Consider the following 16,202-nt stretch of genomic DNA (forward strand, 5'->3'; position numbering starts at 1 on the left):
GCCCGCGGCGGTCGCGGCACGACCGGAAGGAGAGGCGAGTGCCCCGCGCCCACCGGGTGCTGCCGGGGCGGGCGCCGTGGTCCGGCCGGATGCCGACCCGGCTGCGCACCTCGGTCGCGGCGGGATCGGCGGCCCTGTTGCTGCTCGGCGGCGGCGCCTGGTGGCTGCGTGAGCACGTCTACGGGTCGCGGCTCGCCGCCAACCAGTCACAGGCGCTCTACCAGGCCAGGACCATCGCCCGGGACAACGCGGCCGATCAGGGCGCCACGACCGTCCGGCACGCCGACACCGTCGGACTCCCCTACGTCGTGCTCGACCCGACCGGGCGGATGGTCGTGGTGGGCGGCCCGCTGGTGGGGCAGACCCTGATCCGGGACGAGCTCACTCCGGCCCCGAAGTTCGCTCCGCCCAGCTGGAGCACCGTACGCACCGTCAGGATCGGCCACCGTCCCGGCGGCGGACGCTACGCCGGACGCACCTTCACCGCCGTCGGCGCCTACAGCCACGTCCTGCCGATGCCCGCCGACCAGGGCAGGAGCGCCTTCACCGGCGAGGGTGACTACACCGTGTACGTTCTGGTCACCCCCTTCGAGGCCGAGGATGCGGTCGCCGCCGTCGACCCGGCCCTGCTGGTCGGCGTCCCGGTCGCGGCACTGCTGGTCGCGGCCATCGCCTGGGCCTCCACCAGCCGGGCGCTGCGGCCGGTGGAGGCGATCCGCGCCGAACTCGCCGAGATCGGCGAGCAGCGGTTGGACCGGCGAGTGCCGGTACCCGCCGCCAGGGACGAGATCTCCCGGATGGCGGTCACCACCAATGACACCCTCGACCGGTTGCAGCGGGCCGCCGAACAGCAGCGCCGGTTCGTCGCCGACGCCTCGCACGAGCTCCGCAGCCCGATCTCGGCCCTGCGCACCAATCTCGAGGTCTCGCTCGCCCACCCCGAGCGGACCGACTGGCCCACCGGCACCCGAGAAGCGCTCCGCGCCGTCAAACGCCTCCAGCAGCTGACCGAGGACCTGCTCTACCTCACCCGCCCCGGCACGGCGGAGTCCGCGGCGACCGTGGTCGACCTCACCGACCTTGCCCAGGACCTGGTCACCGAGACCCGCCATCTGCTGCCCGGTGGGCCGACCGTGGAACTGGACGCCGCCGGGCCCGTCCTGGTGCACGGCCGACAGCTCGCGCTCCACCGGTTGCTGCGCAACCTGCTCGACAACGCCGTCCGGCACGCCCGCAGCCAGGTCCGGATCACGGTCCGCGGCACGGGCGACACCGCCGTGGTCGACGTCCACAACGACGGCGCCGGGATCCCGCCCGAGGACCGCGAGCGGATCTTCGAACGGTTCACCCGCCTCGACGAGGCCCGCAGCCGCGACAGCGGCGGCAGTGGCCTCGGCCTCGCCATCGCCCGCGAGATCGCCACCCGGCACCACGGCACCCTGCGGCTGGCCGGCCCGTGCTCCGACGGCGGCACCGGCGACGGCGGAGTGCCGGACGGCGGCTCCGGAGCCACCTTCAGGATCCGACTCCCACGCGTCTGAGGCGGCCCTCACGTCTCCGGCGATCCGAGGGGTGATCGCGCGGGTGGTGGGTCACCGCTGTCGGAGCTGTCCGGGGGCGCGATGCCGTCCTGCGAGCCGGCGCGGGCGTGGAAGACGCCCCACCGGAGGAGGCCGGAGCGGCAGGCCTCGACCCACAGGGGCAGGTTCGCGAGCAGGCTTTCGAGGTAGGCGGGGCCGAGGAGGCCTTCGAGCTCGGCGGCGCGGCTGCGGGTCTCCTCCTCGATGCGGATGTAGTGGGTCAGCAGGTGCTGGTCGAGCTGCTCGAAGTCGACACCGTCCAGGCCCAGTTCGGTGAGCGCGCGCTGGTAGTAGCGGGGCGTGGCCAGGGTGGTGACGTGCAACCGGGCGAGGACGTCGCGCAGTTGTCCGAAACCGGCGGTCTCCGCGGCCATCACGTCGGTGAAGACCAGCTCACCGCCCGGCCTCAGCACACGGACCGCCTCGGCCAGCAGGCGGTCGCGGTCCGGGCTGTGGCAGAAGGCCTCCTGGGACCAGACGACGTCGAAGTGCGCCGCGGGGAAGGGGATGTCCTGGAAGGAGCCGGTCACCACGCTGATGCGGTCGTCCAGGCCGCGCTCGGCGTTGGTCCGGCGGTGGCGTTCGTTCTGGGTCTCGCTGATGTTGAGTGCGGTCACCCGGCAGCCGAAGGTCCGGGCCAGGTAGCGTGCGGGACCGCCGTAGCCGGAGCCGAGGTCCAGCACGCGGGTTCCGGGCCCGAGGCGGTCGGCGATCCGGGTGGCGGTGTGCGCGACCGTGCGGCGGGAGGCGTCCGCGACCGCCTCACGGGCGTGGGCGTAGATCCCGGTGTGGATGTCCTCACCACCCCACACCGCCGAGTAGAAGCCGTCGACCTCACCGGCCGCGTAGTACCGACCGGCGTCTTCCTCCGTCACTTTCGACCTCCCTGCTCGCTCGGTGCTCCCGGACGGGAGACCGCCTCGGCCCATGCTGCCAGCTGCTCCCGGCCCCGACCGCGGAACACGCCTGGCAGCCGGGCCGCCTGCTCGCCGACCGTGGTGGACGGTGGCCGATTCGGCCGGAGTTGGCGATCGGTCACGCGTTCCCTGCCACCGGGGCGACCGCACCGGCCCCGCGGTCGTCCGTGCTGCCGAGTGCCGAACTGACCGCAGTGTGACGGTACTTGCGAGTGCGACGGGCACCCGGTCGCCGCCGCGCACGGCCCGCAGCCGAACTCCATCGGTGCGGGCCGTGCGCGGGCCCCGCCAGCGGCCGTGCGCGGGCCCCTTCAGCGGGCCGTGCGCGAGCTCCGTCAGCGGGCAGCCGGCTGCCTGTGGGGTACCGAGCCCTTCGATTGCCGTACCGGCGTGGCGATGTGTCGGACGGTCACGATGGTGGCGATGGCGATGACACCGGCGGCGATGGGGACTGCGAGAGGCCCGAAGACCCCGAGGGCGAGTCCGCCGACGGCGCCGGCCGCGGCGACACCGAGGTACTGCGCGGAGAAGTGCAGGCCCAGAGCCAGCGAGCGCTGGTCGGGGGCGAGGGTCGCGACCCGGGTCTGCTGGCTGATGCCACCGGACCACCAGGCCGCCCCGAAGATCAGCATGATCGGGAACGTGACGGCACTGCCGGCCGTGGTGTGCGCGTGCACGCCGGTCAGCAGTGCGATGAGCGCGATCACGGCGGTGACCACGAGCAGTGCGATCCGCAGCACCCGGGCCAGTGCGAAGCGCGCCAGCACCCGTCCGATCACCCGGCCGCCGATGAGTCCGCCCGCGCCGAAGACCACCATCAGGACGGCCACGCCGGTGCTGTCCGCCCCGGTCGCGGCGCCCATGACCGGGGAGAGATACGTATAGAGGGTGTAGGAGGCCAGGAACAGCCCGAAGGTGGTGGCCAGTGCCCACCGGATCGACCGGTTCCCCAGCAGTGCGAGCCGGCCGCCGCCGGGCGCCGGGGACAGCGGCACCTCGGGCAGGAACACTCCCACCAGTAGCGCGGTGAGCACCGCCAGGCCCGTGACGAGCAGGAAGGACACCCGCCAGCCGAACGCGGACCCGATCACCGTCCCGATGGGCGCGCCCGCCGTCAACGCCAGCGCGTTACCGGTGGCCGTCACCGATATCGCCCGCGGCAGCAGTTCGGGCGGGGTCAGCGCGGCCGCCGCCGCGGCGGCCGGGGCCAGGAACAGGGCCGCGCCACCGGCGGCCAGGATCCGCGCGGTGATCAGCACGCCGATGTCCGGTGCGACCGCGGCGAGCAGGTTCGCGGCCGCGAAGAACACTGCGGCGCCGATCAGCAGCCGCTTCGGCCGGACACTGTGGAACAGCCTGATCAGCGGTGGCCCGCCGAGCGCGTACGCCACGGCGAAGACGGTCACTAACTGGCCGCACAGGGCCACCGAGGTGTGCATGTCGTGGGCGACGGCGGGCAACACACCGGCGACCACATAGCCCTCCGTGCCGACGGTGAAGGTGCCGAGGGCGAGGAGATGGATCCGTGGATTCAGCATCGACATAGATCCAACGGTACAACAATCATTGAACCATCGGAGTACTCTGGGCGCATGCGTGACGCTTTCCATGCCGATCCGGCGACCGTGACCCTGGCGGCCGCGATGAACGGGCTCAGCGACCCGCTCCGCCTGCGGATCGTGGCTCTGCTGGCCCGCGATGGTGAGACCGAGTGCTCGGCGATCTACCAGGAGCTGGGCATCAGCAAGTCCAACGCCTCCCACCACTTCCGGATCCTGCGCGAGTGCGGACTGCTGCGCCGCACCCACCAGGGGCAGCGACAGAGCGCCCGGCTCCGCACCGACGAGTTCGAGGCCCGCTTCCCCGGCCTGCTCGGCGCCGTACTCGACAACATCGACTCCGACCGGCAACCGGCCGGATCCTAGGGTCCGACGACACTCGGCCCGGGACCGCCGAAACTCCGGCAGGCCGAACCAGGAGGCTCCGTCAGCGGTCCGGTCGGCACAGGAAGATCAGACGCCCGCCCACGGGGCCCGAGCGGCGCGCAGATTGCCGGCGTCCGGCAGAGGCAGGCCACCTGGCGCCGAACGGATCCCCCTGCGGCACCAAAGCGATTCGGACGGGCCCACTCAGCGGGTCGCACCGTTGATTGACACCCTCACCCTTTGAACCTATCTTCATCATTACTTGAAGATCTCAACCATTCAGGTCATCAAGTCTCTGCCCTGCCGCATCTTCGCTGGGCCGCTGCCAAGCCGCTCGGCTGACGCTCCGATCCGACGGACAAGACCAGAAAGCCACCACGTTGAGCACCGCCGTGGACCACCGCGCCGCCGTCGCCGCCGAGACGGCCCATCTCGTCCGAACCGTCCGCTCCGCCGATCCGGCCGCACCGGTACCCTCCTGCCCCGGCTGGACACTGACCGACCTCATCCGGCACACCGGCAGCGTGCAGCGCATGTTCGCCACCCTGCTGCGGCAGCGGATCCAGCAGCGGCCGACCAGCCGGGACGTCGACCTCCAGCTGCCCGCCGACCTCGCGGACTACCCCGACTGGCTGGCCGAGAGCGCGGCGGTGGCCGCCGAGTCGTTCGCCGCCACCGACCCGAACGCGCCGATGTGGGCCTGGGGAGCCGACCAGCACGCCCGCTTCTGGGCCCGCCGGATGCTGTTCGAGACCCTGGTGCACCGGGCCGACGCCGAACTCGCCCTCGGGCTGCGCCCCGACATCGACCGCGCGCTCGCGGTGGACGGCGTCGACGAGTTCCTGGTCAACCTGCCGTTCGCGGCCGTCTTCGCCCCGGGCACCGCCCAGCTGCGCGGCCCGGACCGGACCATCCGGTTCACCTGCACGGACGCGGACGGCGACTGGCTGGTCCGGCTGCGCCCCGACGGCTTCGGGCTCGACCCCGCCGGTTCGGACCGCCCCGACGCCACCGTCGAGGCCACCGCTGCCGATCTCCTGCTGCTGCTCTACGGCCGGCTGGACCGCACCGCCGACACCGTCCGCACGGACGGGGACCAGGAACTGCTCGCGCACTGGTTCACCCACTCGGCGTTCTGACCGCGACCGGGGCGCACCGCCCCGGCCACCCCCTCATCCAGGTCACCCCCGCCCCTTCTCCCGGGCCGGAGGGTGACCTGGCGTCCGTCTGCTCATCGCCGTCGGCGGCCACGGCCACCTCTCCACCAACGGCGGCCACGCCCTTGACGGCGGCGCCGGAGAGGCTCGCTGCACCCGGCGAACCCGCCCCGGATCGAACAGCCTCCCGGAGACGCCTCGCAGCACGGCACCCGCCCGAGGCGGCCCCGGGCAAGCCGACGGCAAGGTCGCGCAAGGCCGGTGGCAAGCGCTACGGCAAGCCATCGGCAAGGAGGCCCGGCCAGAGTGGGAGCCGTCGCCAGGACCGCCGGCCGAGCGGTGGGCGACGGCGACCGATGACGGGACAGGGCAGAGGAGAGCCATGGCAGCCGCGCGGAGTGAGACGGTCGACCCGGCGCTGACGACGTACGAGTCGCTCGCGCCCTTCTACGACCGCTTCACCCGCTACGACGACTACCTCCGCTGGAGCGGCCTGCTGGATGATCTGATGCAGCGTCATATCGTGCCCGGACGGCGCCTGTGGGATGTGGCCTGCGGCACCGGCAAGAGCACCGCCGCCTTCCGCGACCGGGGCTACCGGGTCCTGGGGTGCGACCTGAGTGCGGCGATGATCGCCGAGGCGCGGGCGAAGCCGGAGAACCGCGGCATCGAGTTCCACCAGGCGGACATGCGCGACCTTCCCGGGCAGCTCGGGACGGCGGACCACGACGTGGTGCTGTGCATGGACGACGCGGTGAACAACCTGGTCGGCGAGGCGGACCTGGACCAGGCCTTCGCCCTCTACATGGACGCCGTACTCGCGGCCTTCGAGGACGACGTCCCCACCGTGGAGCGTTCCAGCGCACGCGGGGTCGAGCTCTCCGCCCGCTACGGCCTGCGCTACTGGAAGGCCATGCTGCAGGTGTGCCAGGGCTGGGCGCTGGCACACCGGTGAGGAGCAGCCCGGAATCCGCCTCATCCGCTCCGCGCTCACCGAACTCCGTGCCTCCCGGACGGTGTTCAGGCTCCCGCTGCACCTCGGCCTGCTCGCCCAGGCCCAGCACCGTGCCGGGCGGTTCACGGAGGCCAGGGCCACCCTGAACGAGGTCCGCGCCGCGGTCGAACTCCGCGGCGAGTACGCCTACCTCCACCCCCGCCTGCCCGTGGGCCGCGTCAGCGCCGCCCTGCCCGGCCGCGGCGGTGACCGCCTGGCCGCGGTGTTCCGCTGAGTCGCGGGCCCCTGGGCACGGGCGGGGGCACGGACGGGGTGACTCTCCGGGGGAACGCCGCCGAACGGGGAACGGTGGCCTCAGCCGACGAGGTGGCGTTCGATCCAGGCGGCCGCGGTACGGCGGAACAGGACCCGGTTGCGGGTGTTCCTGAACTCGTGGCCCTCGTTGGGCAGTACCAGCAGTTCGGCGGGGATTCCCCGTTGGCGGGCCGCCCGGACCATCTGCTCGGACTCGCCCGGTGGGACGTTGGTGTCGTGCTCGCCGTGGACGGCCAGCAGCGGTACCCGAAGGGCGTCGATGCGGCTCATCGGGGAGAGCGCGTGCAGCAGGTCACGGTCGCGTTCGGGATGGCCGTACTTGGCGGCGGCCGATCGCGCGATCCACGGCTCGGTGCCGGCGAAGAACGTCAGGAAGTCCGACATGCCGCACACCGAGACACCGGTGCGGAACAGCTCCGGATGCCAGACCAGGGAGGCCAGCGTGAGGTAGCCGCCGTAGGAGTGACCCATCACGGCCAGCCGCCGGGGGTCGGCGAGTCCGAGGGTGATCAGGTGCGCCGCGCAGTCCGCGACGTCGTCGATCGCCGCGAACCGCCCGGCTCCGAGGTCGGCGTTGACGAAGGAGCGGCCGGCGCCCAGCGAGCCGCGCACGTCGGGCGCGAAGACGGCCAGGCCGTGGCCGAGCAACTCGTGGTAGAGCGGATCGAACACCGGTCGCTCCTGCTGCTCCGGCCCGCCGTGCAGATGGACGACGCACGGGGTCCGGAGGTCGGAGTCGTGGCCGGGGGCGCGGTAGTACCAGCCGCCCAGCTCCAGCCCGTCGCGGGCCCGCAGGCGCAGGTGCACGGGCCGCACCGGCGGGCGGCCGGGTGCGACGGCGTCCTCGTCACGCGAGGACCACGGTGTACGCAGGGGTGACCCGCCGTCCGCCGTATGCCAGACGCCGGGCCGGCGGAGGGAACCGGACACGGCCAGCACCAGTCCCTGAGGGCCTGCCGGACTGATCCGGGTCACCACCTCGTGCGTCAACGGCACCGAACGCACGGGGAGTTCGGGCGGAGCGTGTCCGCCGTCCACCTCCGCCCCGCCGGCCACCTCCACCCCGCCGTCCACCTCCGCCCCGACGCCGTCACCGCCGCCGGCCCAGCGCCGGAGCGTGGCGGGCAGGGCGATGGTCTCCAGCTCGGTGCGGCCGTGCATGTTCCACGCCAGGACGGCGCTGTGGCCGTCGTCCTGGATCCACAGCAACTCCAGGTCGGCGCCTTCGCGTTGGGCGGTCACCAGACGGCGCAGACAGGCACCGTCCGGCCCGAGCTCGGCGGTGACCAGGGCCGCGAACTCGCGGTCGGCGTCGCTGCGCAGGTACAGCCTCCGGCCGTCGGGCGAGAACCGGCCGATCCAGGGGTCGCCGTCGGCCACCCGTACCGTGTAGGCCGTCTCGCGGGTGCCGGTCCGCAGCACCACCGCCTCACGCCCGCCGCGCGGCCCTCGCAGCAGCAGGGCGAGCCGGCCGTCCGGGGTGGTGTCGCACACCCGCAGCGTGGCGCCCGCCGGTTCGGTGGCGATGAGTTCGGGGGGCCACACGCCGGCCGGATCGGCCAGGTAGGCGGCCAGGCCCCCGCCCGTGAGGTGCGGCTCGGGGGCGGGCTCGTAGGGCGCCGGCTTCGGGGGGCGCAGCACTCCGGCACTGGGGAACGGTGTCCCGACCTCGCCGTGGTGGGCGCCGCCGAGCAGCACCGGGCGCCCGTCCCGGCTGGTCCACTCGCTCGGGGGCACCTCCTGGTACGGCGCGGGAGCGGTGGTGCCGCCGTACTCCGTGACGGGGAAGCCGACCAGCGGATCGGTGGTGGTGATGGCGAGGGCCGAACCGTCGCGGGTCCAGCGGCCGAGGTAGGCGGTGCTGCCCGCCACCGCGCCGGCCAGCACCCGGCGGTCGCTGCCGTCCGGCCGGACGCAGAGCACGCGGGTGTGTTCGCCGCCGCCGGGGGCGGTGGTGTAGGCGATCCAGCGGCCGTCCGGGGACCAGGAGACCTCGATGACCGGGTCGGTCCCGGTGTCGAGGAGGTGCACGTCGTCGCCGTCGGCCGATCCGGTCCACAGCTGCGGTACGCCGCCGCGGTTGCAGATGAAGGCCACCCGCCCGCCGGTGGGGTCCGCCGACGGGTACCAGCAGCCGTGGGCGGTCACCGGGCTGTGGCCCTCCCGGGTGTCGTGGGCGTCCGGGAGGGCCACGGCCAGGGGGGCCGCCAGGCCCGGGGCCACGGCCAGGGGGGCCGCCGGCCCGGGGGCCACGGGATCGGCGCGCTGGTCCACCACGGTCCGGCTCCCGCTCAGCTGATCCCGTGGGACTGCAGCCACATCTCCAGCAGGGCCACCTGCCACAGGGCGTTCGCCCCGCGCGCCGTGCGATGGGCGTCCGGTGCGGCCAGCAGCTCGGCCAGGTACGCCTCCCGGAAGATCCCCCGGGATCGGGCCTCGGGGGCCGACAGGGCCTGCTGGATCCGGTCGAGCACCGGCGGGGCCATCCGGCGGATCGCCGGGACGGGGAAGTAGCCCTTGGGCCGGTCGATGACCTCGCGCGGCAGCAGCTTGCGGGCGGCGTCCTTGAGGACCCCCTTGCCGCCGTGGGCGAGCTTGAACTGCGGCGGGCAGGCGGCGGCCAGCTCGACCAGCTCGTGGTCCAGGAACGGCACGCGTGCCTCCAGACTCCAGTCCATGGTCATGTTGTCGACCCGCTTGACCGGGTCGTCGATCATCAGGACGTGGGTGTCCAGCCGCATGGCGGCGTCGAGGGCGGTCTCGGCTCCCGCGGGCGCCATGTTCGCGTGGACCAGCTCTTTGGAGACGTCGTGGTCCACCAGCAGCTCCGGTTGGAGGATCCGGCCCAACTCGGCGTGCGACCGGTCGAAGAACACCCGGGCGAACGTCTCGGGCTCCCGCTCGCGCGGCACGGCCGCCAGAGCGGGGTGCCAGCGGTACCCGGCGAAGATCTCGTCGGCACCCTGCCCGCTCTGCACGACGCTGACGTGTTTGGAGACCTGTTCCGCCAGCAGGTGGAAGGCGACCACGTCGTGGCTGACCATCGGCTCGCTCATGGCCGCCACCGCCCGGTCCACGGCGGTCCGCAGCCGGTCCGAGGTGACCATGATCTGGTGGTGGTCGGTGGCGAACTCCCGGGCCACCAGGTCCGAGTAGCTGAACTCGTCGCCCTGCTCGCCGCGTTCCGCCTCGAACCCCACGCTGTAGGTGGCCTGGTCGTCCTGGCCCGCCTCGGCGAGCAGCGCCACGATCAGGCTGGAGTCCAGGCCACCGGAGAGCAGCACTCCGAGCGGTACGTCCGCCACCGTGCGGCGCCGGACAGCGGTGCGCAGCGCTTCGAGCACGGCTTCCCGCCAGTCGGCGGCGTCCATGCCCGCGTGCTCGGGCCGACGGCTGTAGGACGGCTGCCAGTAGCACTGGTCGTGCTGGTTGCCGCCCGGCTCCACGACCCGCACGGTGGCGGGCGGAAGTTTGCGGACTCCGGTGAGCACGGTGCGCGGTGCCGCCACCACACCGTGCAGGGTCAGGTACTGGTGCAGTGCGGCCGGGTCGATGGAGGTGTCCACCCCGCCGCCCGCGAGCAGGGCGGGCAGTGAGGAGGCGAAACGCAGCCGGTCCGCCCGCTGCGCCAGGTAGAGCGGTTTGATTCCGAGCCGGTCGCGGGCGAGCACCAGCCGACCGGTGTCCAGCTCGGCCATGGCGAAGGCGAACATGCCGAACAGTCGTTCGACACAAGCCGTGCCCCACTGCCGGTACGCCTTGAGCAGCACCTCGGTGTCGGAGGTGGAGAAGAAGCGGTGGCCCAGGTCGCCCAGCTCCTGCCGCAGCTCCCGGTAGTTGTAGATGCAGCCGTTGAAGACGACGGTGAGCCGGCCCTCGGAGTCGGTCATCGGCTGGGCGCCGCGTTCCGACAGGTCGATGATCTTCAGCCGCCGGTGGCCGAGCGCCATGGCGCCCTGCGACCACAGTCCCCGGCCGTCGGGCCCGCGAGCCGCCAGCCGGTCGGTCATGCGCTCCACGGCGGCCAGGTCGGGGCGCCCGCCGTCGAAGCGGATCTCTCCGCTCAGCCCGCACATGCCGTCTCACCCCCGTTCGAGCGGTGGCGGAGGGCCGACCGGCGGACTGCGGCGATCGTCGGGTCGCAGCCGCCGGCGAACGGCTGTCCGTGCGCGACCGCCGTCCGGCCCGTCCGGTGCGGCACGGCGCCCGACCGGCGGTCCGCGAGCCGGGTGGCCCGGTTCTGCCGGTAGCGGGCCGACAGGCCCCTGCGGTCGATCCGCGCACGGGTACCGGCTTCCACCGGGTGCGCCCGGGTCCGGGCGACCAGGAAGTCGACGGCCGCCGTCAGGCCGCCGTCGGCGGCGACGCGCCGCAGCTGGTGGGCGGCGTCGCCGAGCCCCAGCGTCTCCTCGGCCAGCCCCGAGACCATCTCCCAGTCGCCGAACTCCTCCAGGGGCGGCCGCAACCGCGCCAGCAGCGACCGGACCACGGTGCGGGCCGGCCTCGCCAGGCCGGTGGCCGGATCGACCAGGTCGCCCGCCAGCCCCGAGCGGGCGGCACGCCAGGTCATGGCGCGCAGCCAGTGCTGCCGGAAGTGCCGGCAGCCGTCTGATCCCCGCACCGCCTCGCAGGCATCGGCCACCAGCGCGCGGAACAGCCCGGCGATCATCACCACCGTCTCCACGCGGGGGCAGGCGTCGCAGACCCGCAGCTCCAGGGTCTGCTGGTGCGCGGACGGCCGGATGTCGTAGTAGACCATCCCGGCGTCAGTGATCACTCCGGAACGAATCAACGCCGTCACGGTCGCGTCGTAGTCGGCCGCCGAGCCGAAGCAGCCGACCGGACCGGTGGTGGGCCAGCGTTGCCACAGCAGGGTGCGCCAACTGGCGTAACCCGTGTCCGCGCCGAGCCAGAAGGGCGAGCTGGCGGACAGCGCCAGCAGGGTGGGCAGCCAGGGCGAGACCACGCACATCGCCCGGATGCCCGTGTCGCGGTCGGGCACGTCCACATGGAACTGCGCGCCGCAGATCAGCTGCTCGTCGGCCACCAGGCGGTACTCGTCGGCCATGTGCAGGTACCGGGGGTGCGGTGTGGCGTACACCGACCCCATCCGGGCCAGTGGCGCGGTTCCGGCCGCGACCACCGCCAGGCCCAGCGGGGCGGCCGCGTCGACCAGGGTCCGCCGGGACCGGGCCAGGTCGGCGTGGAGAGCGTCCAGCGAGACGTGCACTCCGCTGTTGGACTCGACGACCGACTGCAGGAACTCGGTGGTGAAGCCGCGGCCCGGTAAGCGGTCCAGCACCTCGCGGGCTCGTGCCACCAGCATCCGGCTCTCCACATCGACGATGTGGAACTCCTCCTCGACTCCCATCGACACGGTCATCGGGCACCTCCGAACCGGTTCGACGGCACGGCGGGCTGCTACACCGCCGCACCCTGGACGGCTGCTCAGCGCGGTCGTCCGCCCCCAGAACACCAAACTCCCACGACCGCCCCCGCACCGCATCAGGACCCGAGCCCGCCACGACCGCCCGCCGTGCCCGCCCGCTGGGCCCGCCCACCGCGAGCACCCGCCCACCGCGCCGGGAGAGCACCCCGACGGGGCCCCGCCGGACGGGTGACCCTCACCGCGGGCCCGCAGTCCCGCGGGGTGCCCTCCCGTCCACGCTTCGAGCGGGTGGTCCGGTCCCCGGGCAGGCCACCCGCCGCCCGCGGTGGACGGCGGGTGGCCGGCCCGATCACAGGTAGGGCCGTCGGTGGCGGACGCTTCCGGCCACCCGGCCGGCGCGCAGCGCCAGGCCGGCCAGCCAGGCGCTGCGGCGTTCCGGGGTGGCGGCCAGGTCCCCCGCGTGGACGAGCAGTCGCCACCACGCCCGGACGGCCTCGCCGATCCGGGAGCGGGGCATCCCGTAGGCGCGGAAGTCCCGGTAGAGCCGGGGGTGCGACCTGCCGTAGCAGTAGAGCTGGCGGGCGATCGCCAGCGGCCCGTCGCGGAGCCGGTAGTGCACGACGGCGTGCGGTGAGAAGCCCAGCTCGTACCCGGCCAGCTGGGCCCGCCAGAAGAACTCGACATCGTCGGAGCCGTAGCGGTAGCTCTCGTCGAAGCCGCCGAGCCGCCTCCACAGCTCCTTGTGGAACCCGCAGTTGGCGCCCGCCGGGTAGGGCAGGAAGCCGAAGGTGTCGAGCAGCGAGTCGGACTCCTTCGGAGGGCGCGCGGCCAGTGCCACGGTTCCGTTGAGGGAGCGGCGCTCCAGTGCGCCGCCGGCGGCCGGGCTGGTCCGCAGGGTCTCCACCATGGCGGCCATCCAGCCGGGCGCCACGATGTCGTCCGCGTCGCAGCAGAGCACCAGTTCGCCGCTGGCGAGCCGGCAGCCGATGTTCCGGGCGTGGTTGGCGCCGCTCGCCTCCGGGGCGCTCACCGGTCTCAGCTGCGGCATCCTCCGCTGCCAGGACCGCAGGACCGCCCGGGTGCCGTCGCTCGAACCGTTGTCGACCACGACGGCTTCCCAGGGCCCCGGGTAGGTCTGCCGGTACAGGGCGTCGAGCTGCACGGCGATCGTCGCCTCGGCGTTGCGAGCGGGGATCACGACCGAGACCAGCCCTGCCCGCGGCGGGCCCCCGGCGGGCTCAGCCATCGTCCGCTCCGGCCCGGGACCACACCGCGCGGATCAGTGCCGTCAGGTCCCGCAGATCCGGCAGGACCGAGTCCGCTCCCGCCTCCCGCAGCTCCCGCACGCCGCTCGCCCCCGAGGCGACGGCGACCACCCGGGCCCCGCCGTCCCTGCCCGCCGCGACGTCCCGTGGGGTGTCGCCGATCAGGACGGTGTTGCCGGCGTCGAAGACCTGGCCGTGGACGGTCGCGGCACGGCGCTGGGCGACGGCGACGAGGGCGGCCCGTTCGACCGCGTCGTCCCCGTAGGCGCCGATCCTGAGGTCGACGAAGGGGTCGAGTCCGAAGGCGGCGAGTTTCAGGGCGGCGTTCGCGCGCAGGTTCCCGGTCAGTACGGACTGGACGACGCCGGCCCGCGTCCGCAGGTCGGCGAGGGCCTCGCGGGCGCCGGGCAGGGCCCGTCCCGAGGCTCTGAGTTCGGCGGCCTTAAGCGCGAGTTCCCGGACCAGCACCTCGGCCACTCGGTGCCGGGCGAACGGGCTGACGCCGTGCCGGCGGAACAGCTCGTCCATGATGTCGGGTTCGGTCCGGCCCGAGATGTCCACCTGATGGGCCGGGAGGCGGCCGGTGAGCCGCTCGAAGGCGCGCGGGTAGATCTCGGCGCACGCGGCCGCCTGGGAGATCAGGGTGCCGTCGATGTCCCACAGCAGCAGGGTCGCGCTCATGCGGCGGCCTCCCGCGAACGGGCACCGACCGGGGGCCGGGCTTCGAACGGCCCTCTCCGCGCGGTGCAGGCCGCACCGCGGCGCGCCGCGAACTCCAGCGCCTCCGGGGCAGGCGCACCCCCGGCGAGCGCGTAGGTCAGGGCGGCGGCGAAGTTGTCGCCGACCCCGTAGGTGTCCATCAGGGGGCTGGGGGCCTCGGTCGCGTGGTAGCGGCGCGGTGGTTCGCCGTGCCGGACGAACCGTCCGCCGCGGATTCCGTCGGTGGTGACCAGCAGCCGCGGCGGTCGCGACAGCAGGGTGCCGTCGTAGCGCTCGGCCGGGTCGTGCGCGCTGCCGACCATGGCGTCGACCGCCACACCGGACCCCGACACGGTCGCGAGCTCGCGCGAGGTCACCACCAGTACGCCCGCCTCCCGGGCCGCCCGCAGCACGGCGGTGTCCCCGGCGGTGAAGAACACCGCGTGGAAACCGGCCAGTTCCCGCCAGTCCACGGCGTCTCCCCCGGCGGGCTGGAGCCGTTCGCCGAGGGTGACGGTGGTGCGCTCTCCGGAGTCGTCGACCATGCTCACCGCCTCGCGGGTCCGCCCCGGGCGCGGCGCGGCCAGCACCCGCACTCCCCGCCGCTCCAGCTCCGTACGGGAGCGGAGCCCGGCCTCGTCGTCGCCCAGGGCGGTGAAGAAGGTGCAGCCGCCGGCCAGTTCCGCCAACTCCACGGCGGCCACCGCACCGCCGCCCGCCGGACCCTGCCAGAGCGGGTCCGCGTGGATCACGTCACCGGGGGCCGGCACCTTCCGGACCCGGGCGATCGTGGTCCACTCGACGTGTCCCACCACCGCGACCCGGAGCCGGTCGGATCCGCCGGACCGGCGGAAGAGCGTTTCACCAAGAACGTTCTCGTCCATCAGTTCGTCGACTCCCGTGCTGGACCCGGGAGAACCGGGCGTGGGATTTCCGCACGTCTGCTCCCAGGGCACGACGCCGTCGGAAACATCGTCCGAGTGTGGCACTCCGGTGCGCGGCCGGGAAGGACGTCGCGGCAAATCGACAGAATCTCCATCTGCCGGGCCGACACCTGTTCCGGTATCGCCGCGGGCTCCCGGCGGACCGGACGGCAACGCACTCTTCCCATCCCGTGGCGCACCTGCCTAGCCTGTCACTCGCCGGTCGGCGGGCCCCTGGGGTTCCCGCACGGCCGGACACCCGCACAACGAAGGCCGCACCGACGCACACCCGACAGTCCGTACCCAGTTGTCCGGAGGGCTGCGTGAAGTCTCCCCTTGTGCTGCCCGTAACGGAATCCTCCACTTCGCCTACGATCCGAGCGGTCCTTTTCGATTTCGACGGAACACTGTGGGACCCGGAACCCGACATCTTCCGCGCCCACTCCGAGATCTTCCTGGAATTCGGTCACCGGCTCTCCGCCGATCTGTGGTCCTCGGTCGTCGGCACTATCGGATTCGATCTGTGGGCGCATCTGGAACGGCTCACCGGAGCGCCGGTGGACCGCCGGGCGGCCCAGGAGCGGGTCCGCCGCAGAGAGCGCCAGCTGCTCGGCTCTCTGCGCGGCCGGCCCGGGGTGCACTCCCTGCTGCGGACGGTCGACGCCCTCGGCATCTCCCGGGCCATCGTCAGCAACTCGACCCGGAGCTGGATCGCCGAGTACGCGCGGCAGTGCGGCCTCTGGGAGGGGTGGAGCACGGTGCAGTGCGCCGACGGCGACCCGGCCCGTGCGAAGCCGGAACCGGACCTGTACGTGGCGGCGCTCGCCGCGCTGGGCGTCCCCGCGGAGCAGGCCGTGGCCTTCGAGGACTCGCCCAGCGGCCTGCGGGCCGCGAAACGGGCCGGGATCCGGTGCGTCGCGGTACCGAACCAGATCACCGCCGCGCTCGACCTCGGCGAGGCCGATCTGCGGTTCGACTCCCTCGAACAGCTCGATCTGCCCGCGCTCCTCGGAGCGTTCCCCGGGGACCCCGCCCGCCGCCCGGCCGCTACCGCAGCGGTTCCGACCGCCAGGTGAC

Annotated in this window: 14 protein-coding genes; 6 read left to right on the top strand and 8 right to left on the bottom strand. The window is 73.5% G+C overall.

Annotated features, from left to right (window positions below; all coding sequences use genetic code 11):
* Positions 1-38 precede the first annotated feature (38 nt).
* Positions 39-1,541: a sensor histidine kinase gene (locus ACSMTC_RS01515; RefSeq protein WP_436557783.1), complete on the top strand. Its 1,503-nt coding sequence runs from the start codon at positions 39-41 to the stop codon at positions 1,539-1,541.
* 8 nt (positions 1,542-1,549) lie between these two features.
* Here the strand turns inward: ACSMTC_RS01515 and ACSMTC_RS01520 are convergent, their stop codons facing one another.
* A complete protein-coding gene (locus ACSMTC_RS01520; protein WP_436557784.1) occupies positions 1,550-2,455 on the bottom strand; it encodes an SAM-dependent methyltransferase in 906 nt (301 codons plus the stop codon).
* 377 nt (positions 2,456-2,832) lie between these two features.
* Positions 2,833-4,041: an MFS transporter gene (locus ACSMTC_RS01525; protein ID WP_436557785.1), complete on the bottom strand. Its 1,209-nt coding sequence runs from the start codon at positions 4,039-4,041 to the stop codon at positions 2,833-2,835.
* A gap of 48 nt (positions 4,042-4,089) precedes the next feature.
* On the opposite strand from ACSMTC_RS01525, the gene ACSMTC_RS01530 reads away from it, so the two are divergent.
* From ACSMTC_RS01530 to ACSMTC_RS01545, 4 genes are all read left to right on the top strand, one after another.
* Positions 4,090-4,422, top strand: coding sequence for an ArsR/SmtB family transcription factor (locus tag ACSMTC_RS01530; RefSeq protein ID WP_436557786.1), 333 nt, complete (start codon positions 4,090-4,092; stop codon positions 4,420-4,422).
* Positions 4,423-4,802: 380 nt separating this feature from the next.
* Positions 4,803-5,561 carry a maleylpyruvate isomerase family mycothiol-dependent enzyme gene (locus ACSMTC_RS01535; RefSeq protein ID WP_436557787.1) on the top strand — a complete coding sequence of 253 codons (759 nt, stop codon included), beginning with the start codon at positions 4,803-4,805 and terminating at the stop codon, positions 5,559-5,561.
* 400 nt (positions 5,562-5,961) lie between these two features.
* Positions 5,962-6,534, top strand: coding sequence for a class I SAM-dependent methyltransferase (locus ACSMTC_RS01540; protein ID WP_436557788.1), 573 nt, complete (start codon positions 5,962-5,964; stop codon positions 6,532-6,534).
* Positions 6,535-6,595: 61 nt separating this feature from the next.
* Entirely contained in the window at positions 6,596-6,808 is a 213-nt protein-coding gene (locus ACSMTC_RS01545; protein WP_436557789.1) for a hypothetical protein, read from the top strand.
* An 80-nt stretch (positions 6,809-6,888) separates the two neighbouring features.
* Here ACSMTC_RS01545 and ACSMTC_RS01550 read toward each other — a convergent pair whose 3' ends face one another.
* From ACSMTC_RS01550 to ACSMTC_RS01575, 6 genes are all read right to left on the bottom strand, one after another.
* Positions 6,889-9,126, bottom strand: coding sequence for a S9 family peptidase (locus ACSMTC_RS01550; RefSeq protein WP_436557790.1), 2,238 nt, complete (start codon positions 9,124-9,126; stop codon positions 6,889-6,891).
* A gap of 14 nt (positions 9,127-9,140) precedes the next feature.
* Positions 9,141-10,925: an N-acetylglutaminylglutamine amidotransferase gene (locus ACSMTC_RS01555; RefSeq protein ID WP_436557791.1), complete on the bottom strand. Its 1,785-nt coding sequence runs from the start codon at positions 10,923-10,925 to the stop codon at positions 9,141-9,143.
* Positions 10,913-12,232 carry a carboxylate-amine ligase gene (locus ACSMTC_RS01560; RefSeq protein ID WP_436557792.1) on the bottom strand — a complete coding sequence of 440 codons (1,320 nt, stop codon included), beginning with the start codon at positions 12,230-12,232 and terminating at the stop codon, positions 10,913-10,915. Before ACSMTC_RS01560 ends, ACSMTC_RS01555 begins: the two co-directional genes overlap by 13 nt.
* A gap of 355 nt (positions 12,233-12,587) precedes the next feature.
* Positions 12,588-13,484, bottom strand: coding sequence for a glycosyltransferase family 2 protein (locus tag ACSMTC_RS01565; RefSeq protein ID WP_436557793.1), 897 nt, complete (start codon positions 13,482-13,484; stop codon positions 12,588-12,590).
* Positions 13,477-14,184: an HAD family hydrolase gene (locus ACSMTC_RS01570; protein ID WP_436557794.1), complete on the bottom strand. Its 708-nt coding sequence runs from the start codon at positions 14,182-14,184 to the stop codon at positions 13,477-13,479. The genes ACSMTC_RS01565 and ACSMTC_RS01570 overlap by 8 nt, the downstream gene beginning before the upstream one ends.
* A complete protein-coding gene (locus ACSMTC_RS01575; protein ID WP_436557795.1) occupies positions 14,181-15,086 on the bottom strand; it encodes a PfkB family carbohydrate kinase in 906 nt (301 codons plus the stop codon). Before ACSMTC_RS01575 ends, ACSMTC_RS01570 begins: the two co-directional genes overlap by 4 nt.
* A 362-nt stretch (positions 15,087-15,448) precedes the next feature.
* Between ACSMTC_RS01575 and ACSMTC_RS01580 the strand changes: the two genes are divergently transcribed.
* On the top strand, positions 15,449-16,201 hold the full coding sequence (locus tag ACSMTC_RS01580; protein ID WP_436557796.1) for an HAD family hydrolase: 753 nt from the start codon (positions 15,449-15,451) through the stop codon (positions 16,199-16,201).
* Position 16,202: the final 1 nt, after the last annotated feature.

Source organism: Kitasatospora sp. HPM-01-4 (assembly GCF_051374625.1).
In the GTDB taxonomy this organism is placed as follows: domain Bacteria; phylum Actinomycetota; class Actinomycetes; order Streptomycetales; family Streptomycetaceae; genus Kitasatospora.